The organism is Thermosipho ferrireducens (assembly GCF_017358165.1).
Lineage (GTDB): Bacteria > Thermotogota > Thermotogae > Thermotogales > Fervidobacteriaceae > Thermosipho_B > Thermosipho_B ferrireducens.
Genome location: NZ_CP071446.1, coordinates 1,378,331 through 1,400,783 on the forward strand (window position 1 = coordinate 1,378,331; position 22,453 = coordinate 1,400,783).

Below are 22,453 nucleotides of genomic sequence, written 5' to 3' on the forward strand. Positions count from 1 at the left end.
GGGCGATGGGGATTTCAAAAATTTTTTCTGCTATCCTCAGTGGGTTAAACCCAATACTTATAACTGTTGAAGCGGATATAAACAAAAGAAAAGTTGTTAGAGATATAGATATTGTGGGGTTAGGCGATACCGCCGTAAAAGAGAGTAAAAAAAGGGTTATAAGTGCAATTAGAAATAGTGGAATTCCTGTACCACAGGGTTATATTACAGTTAACTTAGCTCCAGCTGATTTAAAGAAGGAAGGTTCTTTACTTGATTTAAGTGTAGCACTCTCAATACTTGGGTTAGAGATCGACTTTTTGAAAGAAAAAGTAATTGCACTTGGGGAGCTGTCTCTGGATGGAAAAATCAGGAAGGTCAGGGGAATATTGCCAATTATGAGTGGGTTTTCTGATGATTTCTTATTTGTAGTACCAAAAGATAATGAAAAAGAAGCAAGATTAAGTGGTAAAAAATTTTATCCAGTTGATAATTTGTATGAAGTCTATAACTTTCTTACAAGTGATATGGAATTGGATTATAATTTGTATAAGATTGATGAGTTTAAGGATTTTTCTGAGACTTTCAAAGAAGATTTTTCAGATGTTAAAGGTCACGCTATTGTAAAAAGAGCGATGGAGATTGTTGCTGCAGGAGGACATAATTTACTAATGGTTGGACCACCTGGTTCAGGTAAAACGATGCTTGCAAGAAGGCTTCCCACGATACTTCCGCCCTTGTCAATTGATGAAACTTTGGAGGTAACAAAAATATACAGCGCCGCTGGTCTTCTGGAAAATACTATAGTTTCGAAAAGGCCTTTTAGGTCTCCTCACCATACAGCAAGTGCAGTATCAATAATAGGCGGTGGAGTGAGGCCAAAACCTGGTGAAATTACTCTGGCTCACAAAGGAGTCTTATTTTTAGACGAATTTCCAGAATTTAGAAGAGACGTTTTAGAAGCTTTAAGGCAACCATTAGAAGAAGGTGTAGCTCATATTACAAGATCACAATTTTCAATAACTTATCCAGCTGAATTTATACTTGTTGCAGCCATGAATCCATGCCCTTGTGGATATTACGGTGATAAAGAGATACAGTGCAAATGCAACGCATATGAAATAGAAAGGTACAGAAAAAAAGTTTCTGGTCCCATATTGGATAGAATAGATGTTCAAATAGACGTGCCAAGATTAAAATATGAAGAGATTCGAAATTACGTGCCAGGGGAATCAAGTAAGGAAATAAAAAAAAGGGTAATAAAAGCAAGAGAAATTCAGAGAAAACGTTATGAAAGTCCGTTGTTAAATTCCAGGATGTCCCATAAAATGATAGAAAAGTTTGTAAAATTGGATGATAAATCAGAAGAATTGTTGAAAATGTTTGTAAAAAGGTACAAGCTTTCTGGAAGGGCTATAGACAAGGTTCTGAAAGTTAGTAGAACGATAGCTGACCTATCAGAAAGTGAAAATGTTAAATTTTCACATTTAAGTGAAGCTCTTCAATATAGATTGCATAATAATTAAGAAATGGAGGGCAAAGAATGGACCTGGGAATCAGTTTTGAGAAGCTTGTAAATGTAATGAAACAATTACGAGGACCAGAAGGATGTGATTGGGACAAATCTCAAACCCATGAGTCACTTTTACCATATCTTATCGAAGAAACGTATGAATTTATAGAAGCAGTTAATGAAAAAGATTATGAACATATGAAGGAGGAATTGGGAGATATTCTTCTTCAGATAATTTTTCATGCTCAAATAGCCAGCGAAAATAACAATTTTTCAATAAAAAATATTATAGACGATTTAACAGATAAACTAGTTAGAAGGCATCCACATGTTTTTGGAGATAAGCAGGGATATTCTTATGCTCGATGGGAAGAAATAAAAGCGAAAGAGAAAGGAGAAGAAAGGTACAGTAGAATTGGTAAAATTAACAAAGCATTACCTGCACTTTCACTTGCAAGAAGAGTCCAGGAAAATGCGGCTGATGTGGGTTTTGATTGGACAGATGTAACAAATGTAGCTGAAAAGGTAAGGGAAGAGGTGAATGAACTTCTTAACACAAAGAATGATGAAGAAAGAGAAGAGGAGTTTGGAGATTTACTCTTTGCATTGGTTAATTTTTCGCGATTTTTGAATATAGATCCAGAGATTTCTCTTAGAAAGGCTACAGAAAAATTTGTTAAAAGATTCAGGGCGATGGAAAAACTTATAGAAAACGATGGAAAAGATTTTGAAAAAATGAGTTTAAATGAACTTGAAAGATACTGGGAGGCAGTAAAAGGTGAGAGTTTACGGTAGAAATGTCTTTCGCGAGATATTGTATTCAAATTTCCCTGTAAGAATGGTGTATTTTTCTGAGAATGGTGATAAAGAGTTAGTAATGTTAATAGAACAGGCAAAATCCAGAAAACTGCCTTACACAATATCACCAAAAAAAATTTTAACAAGGCTTTGTAACTTTGACAAACATCAAGGGGTGGTTGTGGATATAGGGGAGTTTCCATACAAAGATGAGAGTAGTATAATAGAAACAGAAAATGGAAAAGGTTTTTTTGTTATACTTGATCAGCTTCAGGATCCTCACAATTTTGGAGCTATTATAAGAAGCGCAGTTGGAGCTGGAGCAAATGCCATTGTCATCCCTAAAAATAATTCTGTAAAAGTAACTCCGACTGTTGTGAAAGTTTCTGTGGGGACAATATTCAGAATACCAATAGTGGAAGTTGTAAATATTTCGAGATTTATTGAGAAAATAAAAAAGGTAGGGTTCTGGGTTTATGCAGCGGATATGCAGGGAGTAGCGTATTATAGAGCGAATTTAAAAAGGCCTGTAGCTATAGTTTTTGGTAGTGAAGGTGAGGGAATAAGAAGAGGTGTAAAACAAAAATGTGATGGGGTAGTTTCTATTCCAATGAAGAATTCTATTGATTCTTTGAATGTTTCAGTTAGTGCAGGAATAATTTTATTTGAGGTGGCGAGACAAAATGAAAATATTGATAGTTGAAGATGATCAAAAAATGAAAAGACTGCTGGAATTGGAATTTTTACATGAAAAGTTTAAAGTGCAAACTGTAGAGTATGGCGAAGATGCCATTATAGCGTATGAGGAATTTAAACCTGATATTGTGATACTCGATGTTATGTTGCCTGATATAGATGGCACAGAAGTTGCAAAGCGTATAAAAAAATTGGATCCAGATGCGGGAATTATTATGTTAACGGCACTGGGTGAGACAAGACATAAGGTAGAAGGATTTGAAAGTGGAGCAGATGATTATGTGGTAAAACCTTTTGATTTTGAGGAACTTCTTGCTCGAGTTAAAGCACTGCTTCGAAGAAAGAAAATTGAATTTGAACATGAAGTAACAATTGGTGAACTTTCGATCGATTTAAGTGCAAGGATAGTCAAATATAAAGGAAAAGAAATACAGTTAAGTAAGACAGAATTTGATCTTCTTGCATATCTTGTGAAAAATGTTGGTAGAGTAGTTTCGAAAGAGGAAATTTTAGATGCCGTTTGGGGAATGGATTATTATGGTTCTCCAAATGTTGTTGAAGTGTATATTAATTATTTAAGAAAAAAGATAGATTCAGAGATAATAAAAACTGTGCGTGGAGTAGGATATGTAATTAATAAATAGATTTTTTTGGAGGTGATATGGTGTTCTTTTTTGATCCGAGTTTTATTATATTAATTCCCGGAATTATTTTAGCGTTAATGGCCCAGGCATACGTTCAGGAGAGATTTAATAAGTATTCGCGGGTGATTTCTACACTTGGAATGACAGGAGCTGAGCTGGCAAAGTTTATGTTAGAATCCGCGGGACTATATGATGTAAAAGTTGAAATGATACCCGGTAAGTTGAATGATCATTACGATCCAAGAAGTAAGGTGGTGAGGCTTTCAAGTGCCACTTACAATAAAGCTTCTGTTGCAGCTCTTGGAGTAGTGGCTCATGAGATAGGTCACGCAATTCAGCATGCGAGAAATTACGCTCCTTTAGTTGTTCGAAACGGTCTTGCTCCTGTGGTGAGTCTTACTTCTAATCTTTCCTGGATATTGTTTATAGCAGGTTTCTTGTTTTTTAACATAGCGCTTATTAGAATAGGGATTTTTTTGTTCGCGTTTGCTATAATTTTTTCATTGATCACCTTACCTGTGGAATTTGATGCCAGTAATAGAGCGATTAAAATACTTCGAACAAACCTCATGATGCCGGAAAAAGAGTTAAAGGGAGTGAAACAGGTGTTAAGTGCCGCGGCTCTTACTTATGTTGCTGGAACATTGATGGCAATTTTGCAACTTCTGAGAATGTTGTTTCTTGCTGGTCTAATGGGAGGAAATAGAGATTGAGTGATAGGTATATAGCGTATAGATTATTAAGAAAGAACTTTAGAGGGGGATTATACGGTAAAGATTTTCGCGAGGCTTTCTCCTATGTAGAGGAGAAAGCCTTTTTTAAAGAGCTTGTATACGGTGTTTTAAGACGCCAGGAATATCTTGATTGGATTATAGATAAGTTTTTAAAGAAGAAAGATATTCCACCTTCTATAAGGGTTCTCCTCAGGATGGGAGTTTATCAGTTATTTTTTACATCCATTCCAGCCTATGCTGTTATTAATGAAACAGTCAATATGGTTGAGCACAGAGGATTTCGTGGACTTGTAAATGCAATATTGAGGAGAGTATCTGAACATGGGTATATTGAACCGAAAGAATTATATATTAAATATTCTCATCCTGAATGGCTTGTGGATTATTGGAGTTCGTTTTTACCAGAGGATTATCTTAAAGATTTGCTTAGGTACAATTTAACACCTGCAAAGGTAGTAGCGCGTGTAAACAGTCGAAAAATAGTAAGGGAGAACATAAAAATCTCTGATATTTCTTTTACAAAGCATTCACCTTATGGCATAATATTTAATTCTTTTGATAGATCACCGTGGGAACTTGAAGAATATAAAAATGGTATAATTACTTTTCAAAGCGAAGCTTCGCAAATTATTCCGTTGATTATTGAATTTAATAAAGGGGAAAATATTTTAGATACATGCGCTGCTCCAGGGGGAAAGGCAACGCATATTTTAGAGCTTGCTGATGTTAATCTTTTCGTTAATGACATAAGTTTTCAAAAAATAGAAATTGTTAGAAAACAAATGGAGAGGTTGGGATTTAAGGCTAAATATACAGTTAGCGACGCGAGAAAGATAAAAGAAAAATATGGAAAGATTTTTGATAAAATTTTAGTTGATGCTCCGTGTAGTGGGTTTGGAACTATTCGTAAAAATCCGGAAGTTGTGAGACGACAAAATTATGCCAGCATCAAAAAATTATCTATACTCCAGAAAGAAATACTGGATGCTACCTGGAGTCTGTTGAAAGAAGGTGGGGAACTAATTTACGCTACCTGTACTATAACAAAAGAGGAAAATACTGAAGTGGCTTCGTGGCTTTTCAAGGAGAAAAAAGCAGAGGTTGTTGATATTAGAAAAAAATTGGACAATTATGGAGTAAGATATTTATGGGATGGATTTGGAGCGTTGTTTTATCCTGAAGAAGTACTTACACCATTTTACGTGTCTGTTTTTAAGAAGTAATTTGAAGGAGGTATTTTATGATAACGAGAAAAATAGTAGAGAAATATTTATTTTCAAAAATCTATACTCCTAAAATTCTAAAAGAGCTTTACAAGAAATTCAACCTGCGAAAAAAAGATGAAAAATCAAAATTGCGTCAGATACTTAATGAACTTATGAGTGAAGGAAAAATTTTCAGGGATAGTAGAGGAAGATTTAGAACAGTTAAAGAAAATCTCGTTGTTGGGAATATAGAATTTACGAGGAGCGGAACTCTGGCGTTTGTATGGACTGAGGCTGGGGATGAAATAGCCGTTCCTGTGGAAAAAGCAGGTAATGCTATGCATAAAGATAAAGTTGTTGTTGAGATTATTGGAAAATGGTATGAACTTCCAGAAGGTCGGGTTTTAAGGGTTTTAGAGCGTGGTTTAAATAAAATAGTTGGTACTTTTCAACCACGTGGAAGGTTTGCATATATAATACCAGACGACCCAAAAATTCAATACGATTTTTATGTTCCTGTGGAGTATTTTGGGCATGCAAAGCCTGGAGAAAAAGTAGTTGCGCAGATTTTAAGGTATCCTTCTGCTACACGGAACCCGGTGGCCAGAGTTGTGGAAGTGTTGGGCTTTGCTGACGATCCGAGCACAGATTTTCCGACAGTTGTTGTAAAACACGATTTACCAGTGGAATTTCCAGAAACAGTGTTAAAGGAAGCTGCAAAAATTCCTGAAAAGGTAACACCTTCTGATCTGAAGGAAAGAAAAGATTTTAGAGATGAGATTATCGTCACAATAGATGGTCCTGATGCCAGAGATTTTGATGATGCAGTTAGTGTTAAAAAACTTTCTAATGGAAATTATGAACTTGGTGTTCATATTGCAGATGTTTCATATTATGTGAAAGAAAATTCTGAGCTTGATAAAGAGGCTTTCAAACGAGGTACCAGTGTTTATTTGATAGACCGTGTTTTACCGATGCTCCCTTTTAAACTGTCTCATGGTGTGTGTAGTCTTGTACAGGGGGAAGATCGTCTGGTAATGTCGCTTATTATGGAAATAGATAAAAACGGTGAAGTTGTGGATTTTGAGGTAACACCTGGAGTAATAAGAAGTTATAGAAGATTAATTTACGATGATGTCAATGCATTATTCAAGGGGGATAAAATTGCCCAGGAAAAAATAGGTGAATTACGCAATTTCCTTGAATTGATGAGAGAGTTAAAAGACATCTTAAGAAATGCAAGACGAAAAAGGGGAGCCATACTTGATATTGAAGGAGGAGAAGTTAAAATAGTTCTTGATGAGAAAGGACGTACTGTTGATATTATTCCTCGGGCAAGAGGAGAGGCAGAGATTATTATAGAAGAGTTTATGATAAAAGCTAATGAAACAATAGCGGAAATTTTTCATCATATGGACATACCGTTTGTTTATAGAGTTCACGAGCAGCCTGATCCAGACACAATATTACAATTAAAGAATTATCTGTCTGCCATAGGAGTTAATTTGAAACTTCCAAAAAAAATTCAGCCAAAAATCTTACAGGATTTACTCGAAAGAACAGAAGGTCATCCCCTCAGAAGTAGTATAGAGAGACTTCTCGTAAGATCTATGAAAAGAGCAGTATATTCACCGGTAAACATAGGGCATTTTGGTTTGGCTTCGTTTGCTTATACACATTTTACTTCTCCTATAAGAAGGTATCCTGATCTTGTTGTTCACAGATTATTAAGGAACTTTCTAAAAAGCAAAGGGAAGTTTTCTAAAAAAGAGATAAAAGTGCTGAATAAAAAGCTTACAAAGATAGCTGTACAAAGCAGCAAACGGGAAAGAGTAGCAGATGAGGCAGAATGGGATTATATTGCACTTAAAAAAATAGATTATATTTCCAGACACATTGGAGATGTCTTTGATGTTGTTGTAACCTCTGTTACAAAATTTGGACTTTTTGTAGAAATAATAGATAAATATATTTCCGGGCTTGTTCATATTTCTACAATGGATGATTATTATATCTACGATCAGGATAGAAGCGTGCTTATAGGTTCAAAAAGTGGAAAGATATACAAAATAGGAGATAAATTAAAAGCAAAAGTTGTAAATGCAGATAAAACGCGTATGCAAATAGATTTTGAAATAGTAGAAGAATAGGTATTGATTTACAATAAACAAACACAGCCTTCATACATTTAGAAGGCTGTGTTTATTTGAGATAGTTAAAAATAATTTGCTGATTATCTAACTTTGTTTTTTATATATTCAATACCTTTTGCTATTAACCAGATAGCTATCAGGATCAAAACAACCGGGAATACTATTGTAACAAGACCAACGAAAATCAGTACTATTAAAGCAATTCCAAGAACTACTACAAGAATTGGTGAAAGAAATGGGAAGAAAATAATACCAAGAATTATAAGAAATATTACCCCTAATGTGGCGAGAAAATGCAACATAAATTTCACCTCCAGAAATTATAAACAAAGACATCTGATTCTATGCAAAAAATATTTTATCATATACAAAAAAATTTTGGCAATAGACAAAATGTTTTTGATAAAAATGAATTATTTCTTTTTTAATAGTGCTAAAGATTCCACGTGATAGGTTTGAGGAAACATATCAAATGGTTTTACAAAAAGTAGTTTATATTTTTGTGAATCTAACAGAATTTTTAGATCTCGCGCTAAAGTTGAGGGATCACACGAAACATAGGCTATCTTTTGTGGAGAGGATTGTAGTATTTTATTTATAACATTTTTCCCTGCACCGGTTCGTGGGGGATCAAGTACTATAACATCGTATTTTTCTGGATTATTTTCCAGAAATTTTTCAGCATCCCCGATTACAAAATTTATATTCCTTAAATTGTTTATATTGGCGTTGGCTCTTCCTGCTTTTATAGCTATTCTGTTATTTTCTACTGCTGTGACGTGTTTACTTAAAGCTGCAAGTCGCATTGTAAATGTTCCAATTCCGCTATAAAGATCTAAAACAATTTCTTTACCAGTTAATTCAAGTCGTTTAGTTATTGTTTCAATAAGTTTTGATGTTATATAATAGTTATTCTGAAAGAAGGCTGTTGGAGGGATTTGAAATTTTTCCCAGTCAAATTCTATAGAAAGTACTCCTTCGCCCTTTAAAACCTTGTATGGGCCTCGAAGGACTATTTTATCAACACTGTTCATAACATGTATAACAGATGATATTCCTGGTATGTGTTTAATTAACTGTGTCGCTATCAATTTGTCGAAAGGTAGGTTTTCAGTTTTTGTTACGAAAATTGCCATAACAGTTCCTTCAGAAGGAGAATACCTCATCACAAGATGTTTTAATATCCCTCTTTTGTTTTTATAAACAGGTATTTTTAATTCTTCCACAATTTTTGGTACAACTGTCAGTGCTCTATTGAAAACCTTTGGAGAAATAGGACAATTTTTTAAAGGAATGACTTTGTTGGAATTTTTTTCTTTCAAACCCAAAAATACTTCGTTTTTATAATCAAAAGCATACTCCATTTTCAATCTGTATTCAAACTCATGCGAACTTTTTTCTATTGATTCTACAAATTCGGGAGGAATTTTAGCGATTCTATTAAGTTGATCTTTTACTATGCTTTCTTTGAATTCAATTTGTTTTTCATAATTTATGTCCATCCACTGACAACCACCGCATTTACCAAAATAAGGACATGCGGGAGAACGTCTTTCATTTATTTTTTCTAAAATGTTGTGAGCATAACCTATAGCGTAATCTTTTTTTTCTCTTACTATTTTGACCTCTACAAGTTCGCCTGGGTATCCTCTATCAACGAATATTATTTTTCCTCCTGGAAGCTTTCCCAGACCCTGTCCGCCATGAGCTATTTTTTCTATATAGACAGTTTCTATCTTCTCTTTGTTATTTATCATATTCTTACACCCCTTTTTATTAAATACTTTAAAATTATAGCACAGAACATTGTTGGTATCGTTGTATAAGAAGTTTGTTGAGATTAGAACAGTCCTATATCAGGTTTGTTTTCTTTGAAATCCCATCCAAAAAATTTCTCATCAAATTCGATTACGTAGAATAATACAGAGAGTTTTGTTATATCTTGCATGTCGAATTTTCCATCGTTATTAAATGAAAATTCTCCGGAAATATTCATTGCCCAGCAGTGTAATTTTTTTGAAACTGATATTTTCAAATTTGTTATTCTATTTTCAAGAGGATTATATTTAGTATATAAACTAAAAGATGGGTCTGTATTCCCTATTTTCATTTCATAAATCCAGGATTTTTTTCTATCTTTGTTGTAGCTCAATGAGAAACTATTTTTGCTTTTTGCTATGGTGTATTTCATATTCCAGTTTGGTGTTGCTGTTTTTAACGTCTGGTAATAATTAAGCTCTAACGTGTTTTTATAACCAAATGTGTTAAAATACCCTTTGAAGTTGGCTCTCTTTATAAAACCATTTTCAATTGATTGTACAACATTTCCTTTAAGTTTTTGAAATGTTAAAGAGTGTATTATTTCTTTTATTGGAGTGGGTGAGTTGTGAAAATAATCAAATTTTGCATTATAAAAAATTCTGTCTTTTTTATTTGTAATAGAAAAACTTACTTTCGATGGATTGAGTTTCTTGTTTTCATTATCGTATGAGGTTTCCGTTTTAAGTGTGAAATTGTAATTATTGAAAGGAATCTGGGTGTTGGTTTTTATAATATCATTTAATACTTTATTATTAATAAAATCCCAGCCACGGGTTACACTAAAAATGGAATATTTTGTGTTTATTTCATATATACTCATTAACTTATTATATTCTGTATCAGTAGCTTCATCACGAAAATTTTTTCTATAATTATATTTCAGCTCTAACTTTAATGGAGAAAATTCATACTTAAATCCGACAGAATACATATCATGCATTCCCAGCTGGAGAATGTAACTATCGGTTATTGAGTTTAGAAAACTCATTCCAAATGTGTAATTTGTAGATATTTCAAAAGGTTCAAATTTGTACACGAGTGGTAATTTAAATTCGTGCGTAATTTTTGTTGTGAAAGAATCATTTTTAAAATTTCCAGTGAATTTTGTTTTAAAGAATTTTTTGTCGTAGAGGCTAAACTGATAAGAGCCGTTGATATTTGATTGCCATGTTTTTGTTCCAGGTTTAGTGATAAGTCCGTTTGTTGAGAATGTTGTGTTATACCTTATGTTTGAAATTTTTAAATTGGTCTGGAATGGAAGGGAAAATTTTATGTTTTCGACTCTGAAGGAGTTTACAAAATATGTTTTATCTTTCATTTTGTCGTATTTGATGTAAGAGTTAACGAGTGATTTGATAGTTTTGTCTTTATTAGATAGGTTCACTCCTAATTTTTTCCACCAATTGTCATCATTAATATATTTTCCTTCATAATAAATTGGCGTTAACAGTAATTTGTAATAAGTTTCTTTACTGTCCCAGTTTGTTTTGTATGTAAAATTTTCGAGTAATAGTTTCAATTCTGATTTATCAAAATCTAACGAAAATTTTGTTGAGTTTTTTCCGGTACCCTTCGTTATTGTAAAACTGGAGGAACTTTTAGATTCGTCGTTTATAAATACACTTTTTAACGTGAGGTCATTATAATGAGTAACATAGATCTGACGAGTTGTAAATCCACTTTCAGGTGACCAGGAAAATGAAAAGGAAAAAGGTGGATCTCCTTTTAGAGAAGTAAAGTATATAGGGTAAGGAAAAAAAGGAATTCCCAAAATAAGCAACACCGAATTTTCTGCAACTATATATTTATTTTCATATACATAAACGTTTAGAGCTTCTACTTTGTAATGAGGTTCTTCTAAATCACATGTGGTTACATAAGCGTTATGAAAAACTGAGGTTGCAGAAAAGGTATGTACATATTTACCACCAACATAGAGTTTAACTTTTTTCTTTTTGTTTTGGTAGTCAGCAGTTCCTTTAACATCTACAGCATATGCCAGGTTTTTATCAAACGTGTATTCAATATAACTTGCATGGTATATTTTTTCTTTTTTTTTGTAAATTATATTACCTGAGGCGACAATTTTTTGAGCTTTTCCATCCAAGGTGGTTATTGTAGCGTTATTTGAAAATAATTCATTGCTTTCCCACAGGATATGTACATTTCCATAAGCAATTACAAGGTTTTCACTATACGTTACTTCGGAAGCGGCAATAGTTAGAGTTTTAGAGAAGCCTGTTGTTGACAGGATGGCTATGGCGATTACAAAGAGCATAATTTTGGATAGTAATTCTCTAATTTTATAGGCAATAGGTGTATCGAGAAACAAAAATAAAACAAGTCCTAAAACACCGAAAATTAAATTTGGAAGCCACGCAGAAAATATTGGATCAAGTAAAGATTCTTTTCCCATAGCAGATAACCAGGCTCCAGAGCCCTGGTACAGAACTACTATTATAAACGTTAATATAACACTCCAGGATTTACTTTTTAAACCAAACAAAAGTGACAGAGGAACTCCTAATATTACAATGATTATTGGCCCGACGGAGTTTGCATATCTTCCATGTAATTCCACAGTCCATGGAGCAGGATCAATTCCTAACTTCTTAAAAGTTTGTATTTTTTCTTTCAACTCTTTTCCAGTCATGTCTCTTGGAGATTTTCCGAACCTCATCAGATTTTCAAGATCATCTTTTAAGTTAAGTTTTACTTTTGAAAATTTCATGTCAAGCTTTAAAAATCCAGATATATCAGTTATGTACATGCGCCCATTTAATAAATACCATGAATTGTTTTGTTTAACAACTTTTCTGGCTGTTACGATTCTTTCTTCGTTATATTCGTTTCTAAATAGTACCACATTGTACAATATTCCATTTTCCTGATCGTACTTTCTTGCAAAAAAGTATTGGTTTTCGTCGATTTTTGTTAGTACGTTTTCTCTTATAGTGATTTCAGGCTTTTTATAAACATATTTTGAGATAGCGTTAACAGCTTTTTGATTGTATTTAGGAACTATTTGGTCATTTAAGTAAAAAGCGCTGGCTCCTAAAATAATGGCAAAAACAAAAAATGGTATTACAAGAGTTTTGGAAGGAATACCGTGAACAAGAAGAGCGGTAATTTCTTTGGTGCTGTATAACTGAGAGAGAACCCAGAATATAGAAAAAAGGATGCCAACAGGTATCCCAAGAGAAACAAAATATGGCAGATTATAGTATATAAGTTCAAATAACTTTATTATTCCGACCCTATGTCGTACTATTATATCTGAAAGCTGGTATAAAAGCTCTACACTTGCAAATACTACAAAACCAACAAGCCCCATAAGAAAGGGAGTTATAGAAAGTTTTAAAATGTATTTTGTTAACGTTTTCAAGAGGTTTCACCCTTCGAGGAATCCAGAGTTTCTGTTGTATAAAGTTTGTCCCTATAACATTTGTATTGTTTTCCAGTAATAATATAACTTGTAGTTTCAACAATTTTGGTGGCAAAGTCTGCGGTTTCTTCAATTTTTTGAGCTATTTCCAACAGCAAAAGAGCTCTTTTTACATACCGGGCATTTTCCATCATATATACCATTAATTCTTCTCTTATTTCCTCGTAAAAATTATCCATTTCAGCGTCTTTTTCGCAAATTGCTTCTGCACCGGTGATATTTTGATCAACGTACATTCTCATGCTATCTCGAAGCATGGAAATAGCCAATTTTGCCATTTCCGGGATTATTACAAGAGGTTTTAACTGCGGTTCTCTAATTAATTCTAAAATTTTTCTTGCAATTTCCTGAGCGCGTTCTGTGATATTTTGAAAATAACTCGATATTACGAAACTTCCAGTGACAATTCTTAAATCTGTGGACATTGGCATCATGGTTCCCAGAATAATCACTGCTTTTTCTCTTATTTTCATATCCATTAAGTTAACTTTTGCTCCAGTGCTTAACACCGCTTTAGCTGATTTTTCGTCTCTTTCTTTTAAAGCGTTTATCGTCTGATTAAAAATACCTTCTGTGAACCATCCCTCTTTCAATACCATCTTTTTTAATTCTTCAATGTTTTCTTTAAGAATCCAGTCCATTTTAATCACCTGACTTGTGTAAAGAAATTCTTTCCATATCCCATTTTTTCTTTAATAGATTTTGAAAAATCGTAATCCTTTGGTCTTAATAATACTATCTGTTTATCAGACTTTTTGATTTTGAAAAAATCAAAGTTTCCCACAATTTCACCATCGAGAATCAAAAGAATTTTATAGTTTGTTTTTACGGAAATTTCTTCTGTATCAGGAACAATCACACTACGTGTTGCAAGAAATTGCGGAGCTATTGGGGTTATTTCAAACGCATTTACGTTTGGTAATAAAATAGAACCACCAAGAGAAAGCGCGTAAGCTGTTGAACCTGTAGGAGTGCTGACTATTACTCCGTCTGCGTGAAAATAAAATTCTCCGTCCTTAAATGAAACACTTATATCAACCATTTTCTGCGCTGGTTCTTTCATTGCAACAGCATCATTTAAACAATACTTTTCAATGTGCTTATTGTATACTTTTAAAAGACTTCTTCTGTCTTCAACAAATGAATTTTCTTTCAAATCTTTAATAAATTTATCTAAGTCTTTTGTGGTGTAACTTGATAAAAAACCCAATCTCCCGCCTTTAAACCCTATAATAGGGGAGTTTAACTTTTTGACAGTTTTTAATATAGTACCATCTCCACCGATAATCAAAGACACATCCACACCATTGAATGTTGATGAGATGGTGGAGGTTACAAACTTTACGAGAAATCTTTCTTTTTTAAGTCGTTCTTCAAAAATTTTCGCAATTTTTTCCAGATTGGGTTTGTATATTATGCCGATGGTTTTCATTTTAACAGATACCCCAGCTCTATTAGACTCTGAGCTATAAATCTATCAAGAAAAATTATTAAAATAATTGCCAGAATTGGGGTTATGTCAATGGGGCCTATTCTTGGAATTATTCTTCTAATAGGGTTTTCTACTATATCAGCAACTCCCTGAAAAAAGTGATACACTCTATGGTAGTGTGCTTCAGGTATCCAGCTGAGTAATGCAGATATTATTATAAATACAATTTCTATATTCAAAAAAACTCTTAAAGCCACGCCAATTCCTATTACAAAATTGCCAAGTATAAACATTTGCTCCCTCCTTTTCTTTTTTCTTATTTTTTATATTGTCTTTTACCGAATATTGCACTTCCAATTCTTACAATTGTAGCTCCCTCTTCAATTGCTACTGTAAAATCACCGGACATGCCCATTGATAAATCTTTTATCTCCGGGAATTCTTTACTAAGTTCTTTTTGAATTTCTTTAAGTTTTGAAAATACCCATCGCACTTTTTCGGGATCATCAACAAAAGGAGCCATAGTCATTAGTCCTACAATTTTTACAGAATCATATTCCAGAGATTTGTACAAAATATCTTTGATTTCGTCAGGGGCAATACCTGCTTTGGTTTCTTCCCCGGATACGTTTACCTGAATTAGCACTTTTTGAATTTTTTCGAATCTTCTGGCAATTGTATTAATTTTTTCAATTTCTTCCAATCTTGTAACTGAATGTATGAGGTAAACATTTGGAACTATGTATTTCAATTTATTTAACTGAATTCTTCCTATAAAATGCCACTCAATGTCTTTATATTTTTCTAATTCTCTAACTTTATCTCTTAATTCTTGGGCATAATTTTCACCAAAAGTTCTTATTCCCACATCATAAGCTTGTGCAATTGTTTCTGAAGGGAATGTTTTGCTTACAGCTACAACTTTAACCTCTTCGAAACTTCTATTGCTGTTTTCACAGGTTTCTTTAATTTTTTCCAGAACAGCTTCATAGTTTTCTTTTATAGAAATCATTCGAAAAGCCCACCTCCATAGCTATAGCCCAGATGTTTGTATGCCTTTTGTGTGGCAATTCTTCCCCTGGGAGTGCGTGCAATAAATCCACTTTGAAGGAGGTATGGTTCGTAAACTTCTGAAATAGTGTCTTCAGTTATTCCAACGGAAGCTGCTAAAGATTTTATACCAACTGGTCCCCCTGAATATACTTCGATTATTACTTTTAATATTTTTCTGTCCATATCATCCAATCCTTCTTCGTCTATTCCAAGAAGTTGCATTATTTCGTTGACCATTGCAATATCAATTACCCTCTGATCTTTCACTGTACTCATATCTCTTACCCTTCTTAAAAGTCTTAATGCAATACGTGGAGTACCTCGAGAACGTTTAGAAAGCAACAGAGCAGCATCTTTTGTCATTTCTACATCGAGGAAACTGGCAGCTCTGTTAATAATATCTGCCAGTTCACTTTCAGAGTAAAAGTCTATTTCCATTATGAGGCCGAATCTATTTCTCAAAGGAGAACTTAACAGGCCACTTCTCGTTGTCGCTCCGACCAGGGTGAATGGTTGTAAATCTATTCTTATAGAACGTGCAGAAGGACCTTTTCCAATCATAATATCAATTTGAAAGTCTTCCATTGCAGTGTATAAAATTTCCTCTACTGTCTTGTTCATTCTATGAATTTCGTCGATAAAAAGTACATCGCCGCGCTCTAAATTTGTAAGTATCGCGGCAACATCCCCCTGTTTTTCGAGAACAGGCCCACTTGTAACATGTATATTTGTATTCATTTCATTGGCTATAATATGGGCAAGAGTAGTTTTTCCTAACCCCGGAGGCCCAACCAGCAACACATGATCCAGTGCTTCTCCTCTGATTTTAGCAGCACTTATTGCCAGATTTAATCTTTTTTTAATAGTATTCTGACCGATATATTCGGAAAGATATTGTGGCCTTAATGTTATCAGGTCAGCTGGGGTACGTTCAGGATCAAATATTCTCTCGGAAATGATAGCACCTCCAAAGTGGCTAAATTTTGTTTTGTACTATAATTTATAATACCATAAATATATGTGTTAACCAACAGTTTATAGGGCCTGTTTCAAAAATAAGGAGAAATCGGTAAAAGCGGCATTGTGTGTCTTACTTGTGACATTTTTTGTATATTGGATTAAATCAATAGAAAAATTTAACATCTATGGTCTCATGATTGTGTTTGTGTTTTCTTTTGTCTTAATAATGTTGTTTGAAAAAACGAAAAATCTGTGAAGGGGGATAAGTTTGAATACCACATGATAAAAAAGCGCTCCAGAGGAGCGCTTTTTAACGTATTTTAAATGTTTATTCCAAGTTCCTGAAAATGAAGCGCTTTTACTTTTTCACGTTTGAGCATATTTGTTAAAACTTTTTTTGGTCCAACTTCAACAAATTCGGATGCTCCAAGTTCTATCATCCTTTTTACGGACTGATACCAGTAAACGGGGCCTGAAATTTGTTCCAAAAGGTAATGTTTCAATTCTTCTGGGTCACTTGTTTCTTTTGCTGTACTGTTCATGACTATAGGGAATTTTGGAGGTTTAAATTTTATATGTTCTACCTCCCTGGCCATTTTTTCTTTAGCCATTTCAAGGAAAGGTGTGTGAAACGGTCCTGAGACGACAAGTTCTCTGGCACGTATTCCATTTTTCTTTGCATCAGCTATAAATTTGTCAATAGAGGATTTCAGCCCGCTTATAACAGTTTGCGATGATGTATTGTAATTGGCAACATATAACCCTTCGTAGTTTTTCACAAGATTTTCTACTTCTTCTGGAGATACTCCAAGTACTGCTGCCATGCTTCCTTCACCAGGTTTTATAGCCATGGATATGTATTCTCCTCTTTTTCTTACCAGATAAATGCCCGTTTCGAAATCGTAGACTCCCGCTACTGCAAATGCTGTGTATTCACCAAGACTATGCCCGGCTATTATGTCCGGGGTTTTATTGTGTTTTTCAAGAAATTTGTACGCAACATAGCTTGCCAGGAAAATGGCTGGTTGCGCATTTTCGGTAATCTTTAATATATTTTCATCACCGTTCATAATAGAAATTAAATCAATTTCAAGTGTCTTATTTGCTAACTCGCTGTAATAATTCCATTCCGGGTATATGGAAAAATCGTCTGCCATACCTGAATACTGGGAACCCTGGCCTGGAAAGACGAAAGCTTTCATGCTTTACCCACCTCCGGGATGATTTTTTTAAGCTTTGTTGTTATGAAAATTGCCAGGAACATTTTTCCAATATCAATGGGAATGAAAGGAAATACTCCTACAGTAAATGCTTTTACTATGCTTTTGATGTGAAACGATAAAACAACAACTCCAAGACCATAAAGTAAAACAAGAGCTAAAAAGCCAAAGACTATACGAGATGATAAACGATTTTTCGAGAGTGATACAATATATGCAACTAATGGAAAGCTAATTAAATACCCTCCTGTAGGGCCCAGTAAGTGAACTATACCACCTGTGAAGTTTGCAAAAACAGGAAGACCTACGGCCCCCATTGCTAAGTAAATTAGCTCAGTTAGAAATGAAAGTTTAGGATTTAAAATATAACCTGTCAAAAAAAGCATTAGCACCTGCAAAGTTATTGGTACTGGACCAATTGGTATTGAAATCTGAGCTCCTACAACCATCAAGCTTATAAAAAGTGCAACTAAAGAAATTTCTTTGGCTCTTTTTCTCATAAAGGAAATTCCTCCAGTTTTTTAATAGTAGCGTTGAACTCGTTTATAATCTCTTCTATGATTTCTTTCACAGGCTTGATTTCTTTTATTAATCCAATAGATTGTCCTGCCATAAATGAACCTTCATTAATATCTCCGTTTCTGACAGCTTTCCTGAGACTGCCGATTAGTATATTTTCCGCTTCGAGGGGACTTGAAACTTCTAATTCTTTAACTTTTTTAGCAAATCTTGTTTTAATAACACGAGCTGCGTGGCCTAAAGAAGCTCCTGTAACAACGGTATCACGTATCCCAGATTTAACTATCATATTTTTAAAATTTTCATGTGTGTCGGCTTCTACGCTTGCTATAAAACGAGTTCCCATTTGAATACCTTCGGCGCCAAGCGCAAAAGCTGCTGCCATACCGTGCCCGTCTGCTATTCCGCCTGCTGCTATAACAGGTATGTTGACACTTTTTGAAACAGCATTGACCAATACAAATGTGGTGATTTCCCCAATATGTCCTCCAGATTCCATTCCTTCTGCTATCACCGCATCAGCTCCTGACCTTTCTACCATTCTTGCGAGATTATCCGAAGCTACCACAGGAACAACCTTTATCCCATTTTCTTTTAATTGTTTAATGTACTTCGCAGGGTTTCCAGCACCAAAAGTTACTACAGGAACTTTATGTTCTTTTACGACTTCAATGAGCTCTTCAGCATATGGGGATACAAGTATTATATTCACACCAAAGGGTTTATCTGTAAGTGTTTTTAGTTCGTTTATGGCATTTTCAAGATCCGCTGTGCGCATTGGCCCTGCTCCAATGATTCCAAGACCGCCAGCTTCTGAAACAGCAGCGGCGAGTTTAGGAGTTCCAGCCCATGACATTCCACCCATTATAATTGGATACTTTATACCAAAAAGCTCACATATTTTATTCAAAAGACTCACCCCTTCATTCCAAGCATTAGTTGTGCTTTAGCAACTATTTTGTCTTCAACAGAAGCTTTTCCTGTTACAAATACAATATTTCCCTTTTTTTCTTTGACTTTTATTTCGTATTTTAAAACGCAATTTGGTCTAACTTCTGCTTTAAATCGAGCATTATCTATTCCAAGAAATAGAGGAATTTCTTTTCCAGTTAAAAGTAAAATTCCAGCAGTTTGAGCAAGGCCTTCTATAATGTACACACCAGGATATATAGGATAATCTGGAAAATGTCCTTTAAAGACCGGTTCATCTTCAGAAACGTCTTTTTCGGCAATTATGTAATTGTCGCCTTTCTCAATCACCCTATCCACAAGCAGTATAGGAGGTCGATGCGGAAGTATCTTCATAATATCCTCTTTTGTCATTTCTCGTACCTCCCCACTACTATACAGGCATTATGTCCACCAAACCCGAAAGAATTTTTCAAAAAGTTTCTTATTTTTGCGTTTTTAGTTTCTTTTACAAGTCCAACCTGAGATGATATTTCGTCTGGTTCTTCTAAATTCGGCATTCCATGAACAAAACCGTTATTCATTTGTAAAATTGCAGATATTGTTTCAACAGCTCCTGCAGCTCCCAGCAAATGTCCTGTTAGTGCCTTTGTGGAATTAACAAAAATTTCTTTTGCTCTATCTTTAAACACGTTTAGGATTGCCTTTGCTTCCAGTTCATCTCCCATAGGAGTACTTGTAGCATGGCAACTTACAAAATCTATGTCTTCAAACGAGAGCCCCGCGTCTTTTATTGCCTGCGACATAACCGCTGTAGAACCTCGAGCTTCAGGATCAGGCGCGCTAAAATGATGTGCGTCATCGTTCATGGCAAATCCTTTTATTTCTGCTATAATTTTTGCGCCCCTGGAAATTGCGATTTCTTCAGCTTCTAATATCAATGCGCCTGCACCTTCTGCCATTACAAATCCATCTCGTTCTTTATCAAAAGGTCTCGAGGCTTTTTTAGGCTCATCGTTTCTCTTTGATAAAGCCTTCATTGAAGCAAAACCTGAAATAGCTAACGGTGCAATTGTTGCTTCACTTCCACCTACCACAGCCACATCTGCGTATCCGTGTCTTATAAGCATTGCTCCAATTGCTATTGAATGAATAGAGCTTGCACATGCACTTACTGGTGTAAAATTAGGTCCTTTTAATTTGTAAACCATTGAAATTACTCCACTTGCCATATTTGCAAGAATCATGGGAATCATAAAAGGACTAACTCTTTCAGCACCACGATTTTTAAAAATCTCATTTTGTTGATCAAGGGTTAAAAAGCCGCCCATTCCAGAAGCAAATATTACTGCTACTTTGTTTTCCATTCCTGAAAAATCGATTCCAGATGACTCAATAGCCTCTTTTGCTGCAACTAATGCAAACTGTGCATAACGATCCAGGCGTTTTGAAAGTTTTCTGTCGATGTAATTTTCTGGTACAAAATCTTTTACTTCTCCAGCGATTTTTATGGGAATATTTGAAGGATCAAAAGCCGAAATAGGCTCGATGCCAATAAGACATTCTTTTAAAGATTTTTCAAATTCGCTTACATTTTTTGCTATAGGATTTATTGTTCCGATGCCGGTTACCACTACTCGTCTCATATATACACCTCCTTTGCATTTCTGCAAGAATTATATCAATTTAACTTTTTTAAGTCAAGCTAAGCTTTATTTGTAGCGTTATTGCAAGCAAATAAAAAGATTTTATTAAGTAACACAGAATGAAATTGGTACTGTCCAGGCTCTGTGAGTGGATGTCTTTTTAACCATATACAATTTGAAGGGTTGATTTTTATCAGCGAAAAAATTATTTCTAACTTCTTAAAGTTTTTAAGCTAACATTGCCAATTATAAGCTTCCTTGCCCTCTGTGCTCCTTGGAATGGCTATACCTTTTCTGTCATTCCGAGCGAATGTGAGGGGGGTGTCATCCTGAGGAGCGGGAAGGCGAAGGATCTTTTTTTACTAACACTTGTTAACTCTTGCAAGATCCTTCGTATTCTATGCTCAGGACAAGCATTGCCAATCTCGCTAACCCTCGCTAATTAAGATTCCTCACCCTTCGGGTTCGGAATGACACCCTTCTTCTTGTCATCCCGAGGAACAAAGTGACGAGGGATCTTTTTCGCCAACCTCGCTAACCCTCGATAAGTTTATTTGGGAGGCAAATTGTATTTAACGTTTGTAACTTCAAATTTATACCATGTGAAATCGCCCTCTTTTAATTTCCATGTGACGCTAAATACTGTAGGAATTCTTACATTTTCGAACTCTTTATAACTATCTGGCTCAATTCGTACGTACCAGTTTTCTAAAGTATTTTTTCCTTTTCTGTTATAATACCGTCTGGCCTGGAAACTAATTAAATCACCATTTTCGTTAAATTCAAAAATTCCCGTAGCAGTAATCTTACCATGACTTATAGTAGCTTTTGCTATTTTCTTATCTATTTGTTCCCATTTAATGTATTTGCTTAAAGCAGCTGTTGGAAACCACACAATTTCTCCAAGATACCTCAATAGTGTGCCCTGGTCTATTTCTCTTCCTTTTTCATCTACAACAGGGATGAGGTAAAGTAATTTGATAAGCATGTGTCCTTTTCCATTCTCATATTTGTCTCTACCAGCAAAGTATGCTCCTGGAAACATTTTAACCTTTGCTATCCAGATAAATCCAGGATTTTCTGTATTGAACCATTGTTTTGCAGTAACATCCATCCAATTACCCTCAGGAGTGATTCGCATTTTGCCTTTCTGTTCTAAGTAAATAGATTTAATATAGTTTTTACCAACTATGTTAGAACGTTCCAGCCATTTTTGAACTATTGGAGGTAATTTGCTAATTGTTTCTTTTGTTATGTACAATGTTTTATAGTTTGTAGAGGGTAATAGTGATTTTAATTCATTTTGTGTTGTTGAGTTAAAATTCCAGATTCCATATCCAATAATAGCAATAACAAGTATTATAATATTTGGTATTGATCCATATTTAGTGTCTTGCCAGTACATAATAACAAGTGTCTGTGAAAGTATAACAGCAAGAATTGCTAATAGCCACCACAAGTTATTTTTAAACAAGAACAGTGTTGCCGTAGTAATAAAGAGTAAAAAAGATATTAACCACAAAACACCAACAGGTCTGGAAATATTTTGAGTAATTTCAGAAATTTTTGCAATTTGAAAGGCTTTAGCAAAGCCTATTAAATGGATCAATCCATGAAAAACAAGAAGAAAAGAAAAAAGTAATTTCGCCATATATATTCTCCTCTCTATAGTAAAATGAACTAAAATATACTGTATCGAGCTTTTCGATACAAATTTTGGTAAGTT

At 34.4% G+C, this 22,453-nt stretch carries 21 protein-coding genes; 7 read left to right on the forward strand and 14 right to left on the reverse strand.

What is annotated here, in order from left to right; translation table 11 throughout:
• Positions 1-5: 5 nt before the first annotated feature.
• From JYK00_RS06870 to rnr, 7 genes are read left to right on the forward strand one after another with little or no spacing between them, the layout of a single operon-like run.
• Positions 6-1,505, forward strand: coding sequence for a YifB family Mg chelatase-like AAA ATPase (locus tag JYK00_RS06870; RefSeq protein WP_207566179.1), 1,500 nt, complete (start codon positions 6-8; stop codon positions 1,503-1,505).
• Positions 1,506-1,522: 17 nt separating this feature from the next.
• Positions 1,523-2,287 (forward strand): nucleoside triphosphate pyrophosphohydrolase, encoded by a 765-nt coding sequence (gene mazG / locus JYK00_RS06875; protein WP_207566180.1) that lies wholly within the window; start codon positions 1,523-1,525, stop codon positions 2,285-2,287.
• On the forward strand, positions 2,271-2,993 hold the full coding sequence (gene rlmB / locus JYK00_RS06880) for a 23S rRNA (guanosine(2251)-2'-O)-methyltransferase RlmB (protein ID WP_207566181.1): 723 nt from the start codon (positions 2,271-2,273) through the stop codon (positions 2,991-2,993). The genes mazG and rlmB overlap by 17 nt, the downstream gene beginning before the upstream one ends.
• Positions 2,974-3,630 (forward strand): response regulator transcription factor, encoded by a 657-nt coding sequence (locus JYK00_RS06885; protein ID WP_207566182.1) that lies wholly within the window; start codon positions 2,974-2,976, stop codon positions 3,628-3,630. Before rlmB ends, JYK00_RS06885 begins: the two co-directional genes overlap by 20 nt.
• Positions 3,631-3,647: 17 nt before the next feature.
• Complete coding sequence (locus JYK00_RS06890) at positions 3,648-4,343, forward strand: zinc metallopeptidase (RefSeq protein WP_207566183.1); 696 nt, start codon at positions 3,648-3,650, stop codon at positions 4,341-4,343.
• Positions 4,340-5,587 carry a 16S rRNA (cytosine(967)-C(5))-methyltransferase gene (locus JYK00_RS06895; protein ID WP_207566184.1) on the forward strand — a complete coding sequence of 416 codons (1,248 nt, stop codon included), beginning with the start codon at positions 4,340-4,342 and terminating at the stop codon, positions 5,585-5,587. Before JYK00_RS06890 ends, JYK00_RS06895 begins: the two co-directional genes overlap by 4 nt.
• 17 nt (positions 5,588-5,604) lie before the next feature.
• Positions 5,605-7,719, forward strand: coding sequence for a ribonuclease R (gene rnr / locus JYK00_RS06900; protein WP_207566185.1), 2,115 nt, complete (start codon positions 5,605-5,607; stop codon positions 7,717-7,719).
• Positions 7,720-7,802: 83 nt separating this feature from the next.
• Here the strand turns inward: rnr and JYK00_RS06905 are convergent, their stop codons facing one another.
• The 14 genes from JYK00_RS06905 to JYK00_RS06970 all read right to left on the reverse strand — a co-directional run bounded on the left by JYK00_RS06905 (position 7,803) and on the right by JYK00_RS06970 (position 22,378).
• The gene (locus tag JYK00_RS06905) at positions 7,803-8,024 is read right to left on the reverse strand and encodes a hypothetical protein (protein WP_207566186.1); all 222 of its coding nucleotides are present in this window, start codon (positions 8,022-8,024) and stop codon (positions 7,803-7,805) included.
• Positions 8,025-8,135: 111 nt separating this feature from the next.
• On the reverse strand, positions 8,136-9,479 hold the full coding sequence (gene rlmD, locus JYK00_RS06910; RefSeq protein WP_207566187.1) for a 23S rRNA (uracil(1939)-C(5))-methyltransferase RlmD: 1,344 nt from the start codon (positions 9,477-9,479) through the stop codon (positions 8,136-8,138).
• 83 nt (positions 9,480-9,562) lie between these two features.
• Entirely contained in the window at positions 9,563-12,928 is a 3,366-nt protein-coding gene (locus tag JYK00_RS06915) for an LptF/LptG family permease (RefSeq protein ID WP_207566188.1), read from the reverse strand.
• Complete coding sequence (locus JYK00_RS06920) at positions 12,925-13,629, reverse strand: phosphate signaling complex PhoU family protein (protein ID WP_207566189.1); 705 nt, start codon at positions 13,627-13,629, stop codon at positions 12,925-12,927. Before JYK00_RS06920 ends, JYK00_RS06915 begins: the two co-directional genes overlap by 4 nt.
• 5 nt (positions 13,630-13,634) lie before the next feature.
• A complete protein-coding gene (locus JYK00_RS06925) occupies positions 13,635-14,420 on the reverse strand; it encodes an NAD(+) kinase (protein WP_207566190.1) in 786 nt (261 codons plus the stop codon).
• Positions 14,417-14,713: a YggT family protein gene (locus tag JYK00_RS06930; protein WP_207566191.1), complete on the reverse strand. Its 297-nt coding sequence runs from the start codon at positions 14,711-14,713 to the stop codon at positions 14,417-14,419. The genes JYK00_RS06925 and JYK00_RS06930 overlap by 4 nt, the downstream gene beginning before the upstream one ends.
• A 23-nt stretch (positions 14,714-14,736) precedes the next feature.
• A complete protein-coding gene (locus JYK00_RS06935; RefSeq protein WP_207566192.1) occupies positions 14,737-15,432 on the reverse strand; it encodes a YggS family pyridoxal phosphate-dependent enzyme in 696 nt (231 codons plus the stop codon).
• Entirely contained in the window at positions 15,429-16,418 is a 990-nt protein-coding gene (ruvB, locus tag JYK00_RS06940) for a Holliday junction branch migration DNA helicase RuvB (protein ID WP_207567657.1), read from the reverse strand. The genes JYK00_RS06935 and ruvB overlap by 4 nt, the downstream gene beginning before the upstream one ends.
• A 335-nt stretch (positions 16,419-16,753) precedes the next feature.
• Positions 16,754-17,635, reverse strand: a complete 882-nt coding sequence (gene fabD / locus JYK00_RS06945; protein ID WP_207566193.1) for an ACP S-malonyltransferase — start codon at positions 17,633-17,635, stop codon at positions 16,754-16,756.
• Positions 17,632-18,153 (reverse strand): biotin transporter BioY, encoded by a 522-nt coding sequence (locus JYK00_RS06950; protein ID WP_207566194.1) that lies wholly within the window; start codon positions 18,151-18,153, stop codon positions 17,632-17,634. The genes fabD and JYK00_RS06950 overlap by 4 nt, the downstream gene beginning before the upstream one ends.
• Positions 18,150-19,091 carry an enoyl-[acyl-carrier-protein] reductase FabK gene (gene fabK, locus JYK00_RS06955; protein ID WP_207566195.1) on the reverse strand — a complete coding sequence of 314 codons (942 nt, stop codon included), beginning with the start codon at positions 19,089-19,091 and terminating at the stop codon, positions 18,150-18,152. Before fabK ends, JYK00_RS06950 begins: the two co-directional genes overlap by 4 nt.
• Positions 19,088-19,495, reverse strand: a complete 408-nt coding sequence (gene fabZ / locus JYK00_RS06960) for a 3-hydroxyacyl-ACP dehydratase FabZ (RefSeq protein WP_207566196.1) — start codon at positions 19,493-19,495, stop codon at positions 19,088-19,090. Before fabZ ends, fabK begins: the two co-directional genes overlap by 4 nt.
• Positions 19,492-20,727: a beta-ketoacyl-ACP synthase II gene (fabF, locus tag JYK00_RS06965; protein WP_207566197.1), complete on the reverse strand. Its 1,236-nt coding sequence runs from the start codon at positions 20,725-20,727 to the stop codon at positions 19,492-19,494. The genes fabZ and fabF overlap by 4 nt, the downstream gene beginning before the upstream one ends.
• 550 nt (positions 20,728-21,277) lie before the next feature.
• Positions 21,278-22,378 carry a DUF6544 family protein gene (locus JYK00_RS06970; protein ID WP_207566198.1) on the reverse strand — a complete coding sequence of 367 codons (1,101 nt, stop codon included), beginning with the start codon at positions 22,376-22,378 and terminating at the stop codon, positions 21,278-21,280.
• Between the last annotated feature and the right edge of the window lie 75 nt (positions 22,379-22,453).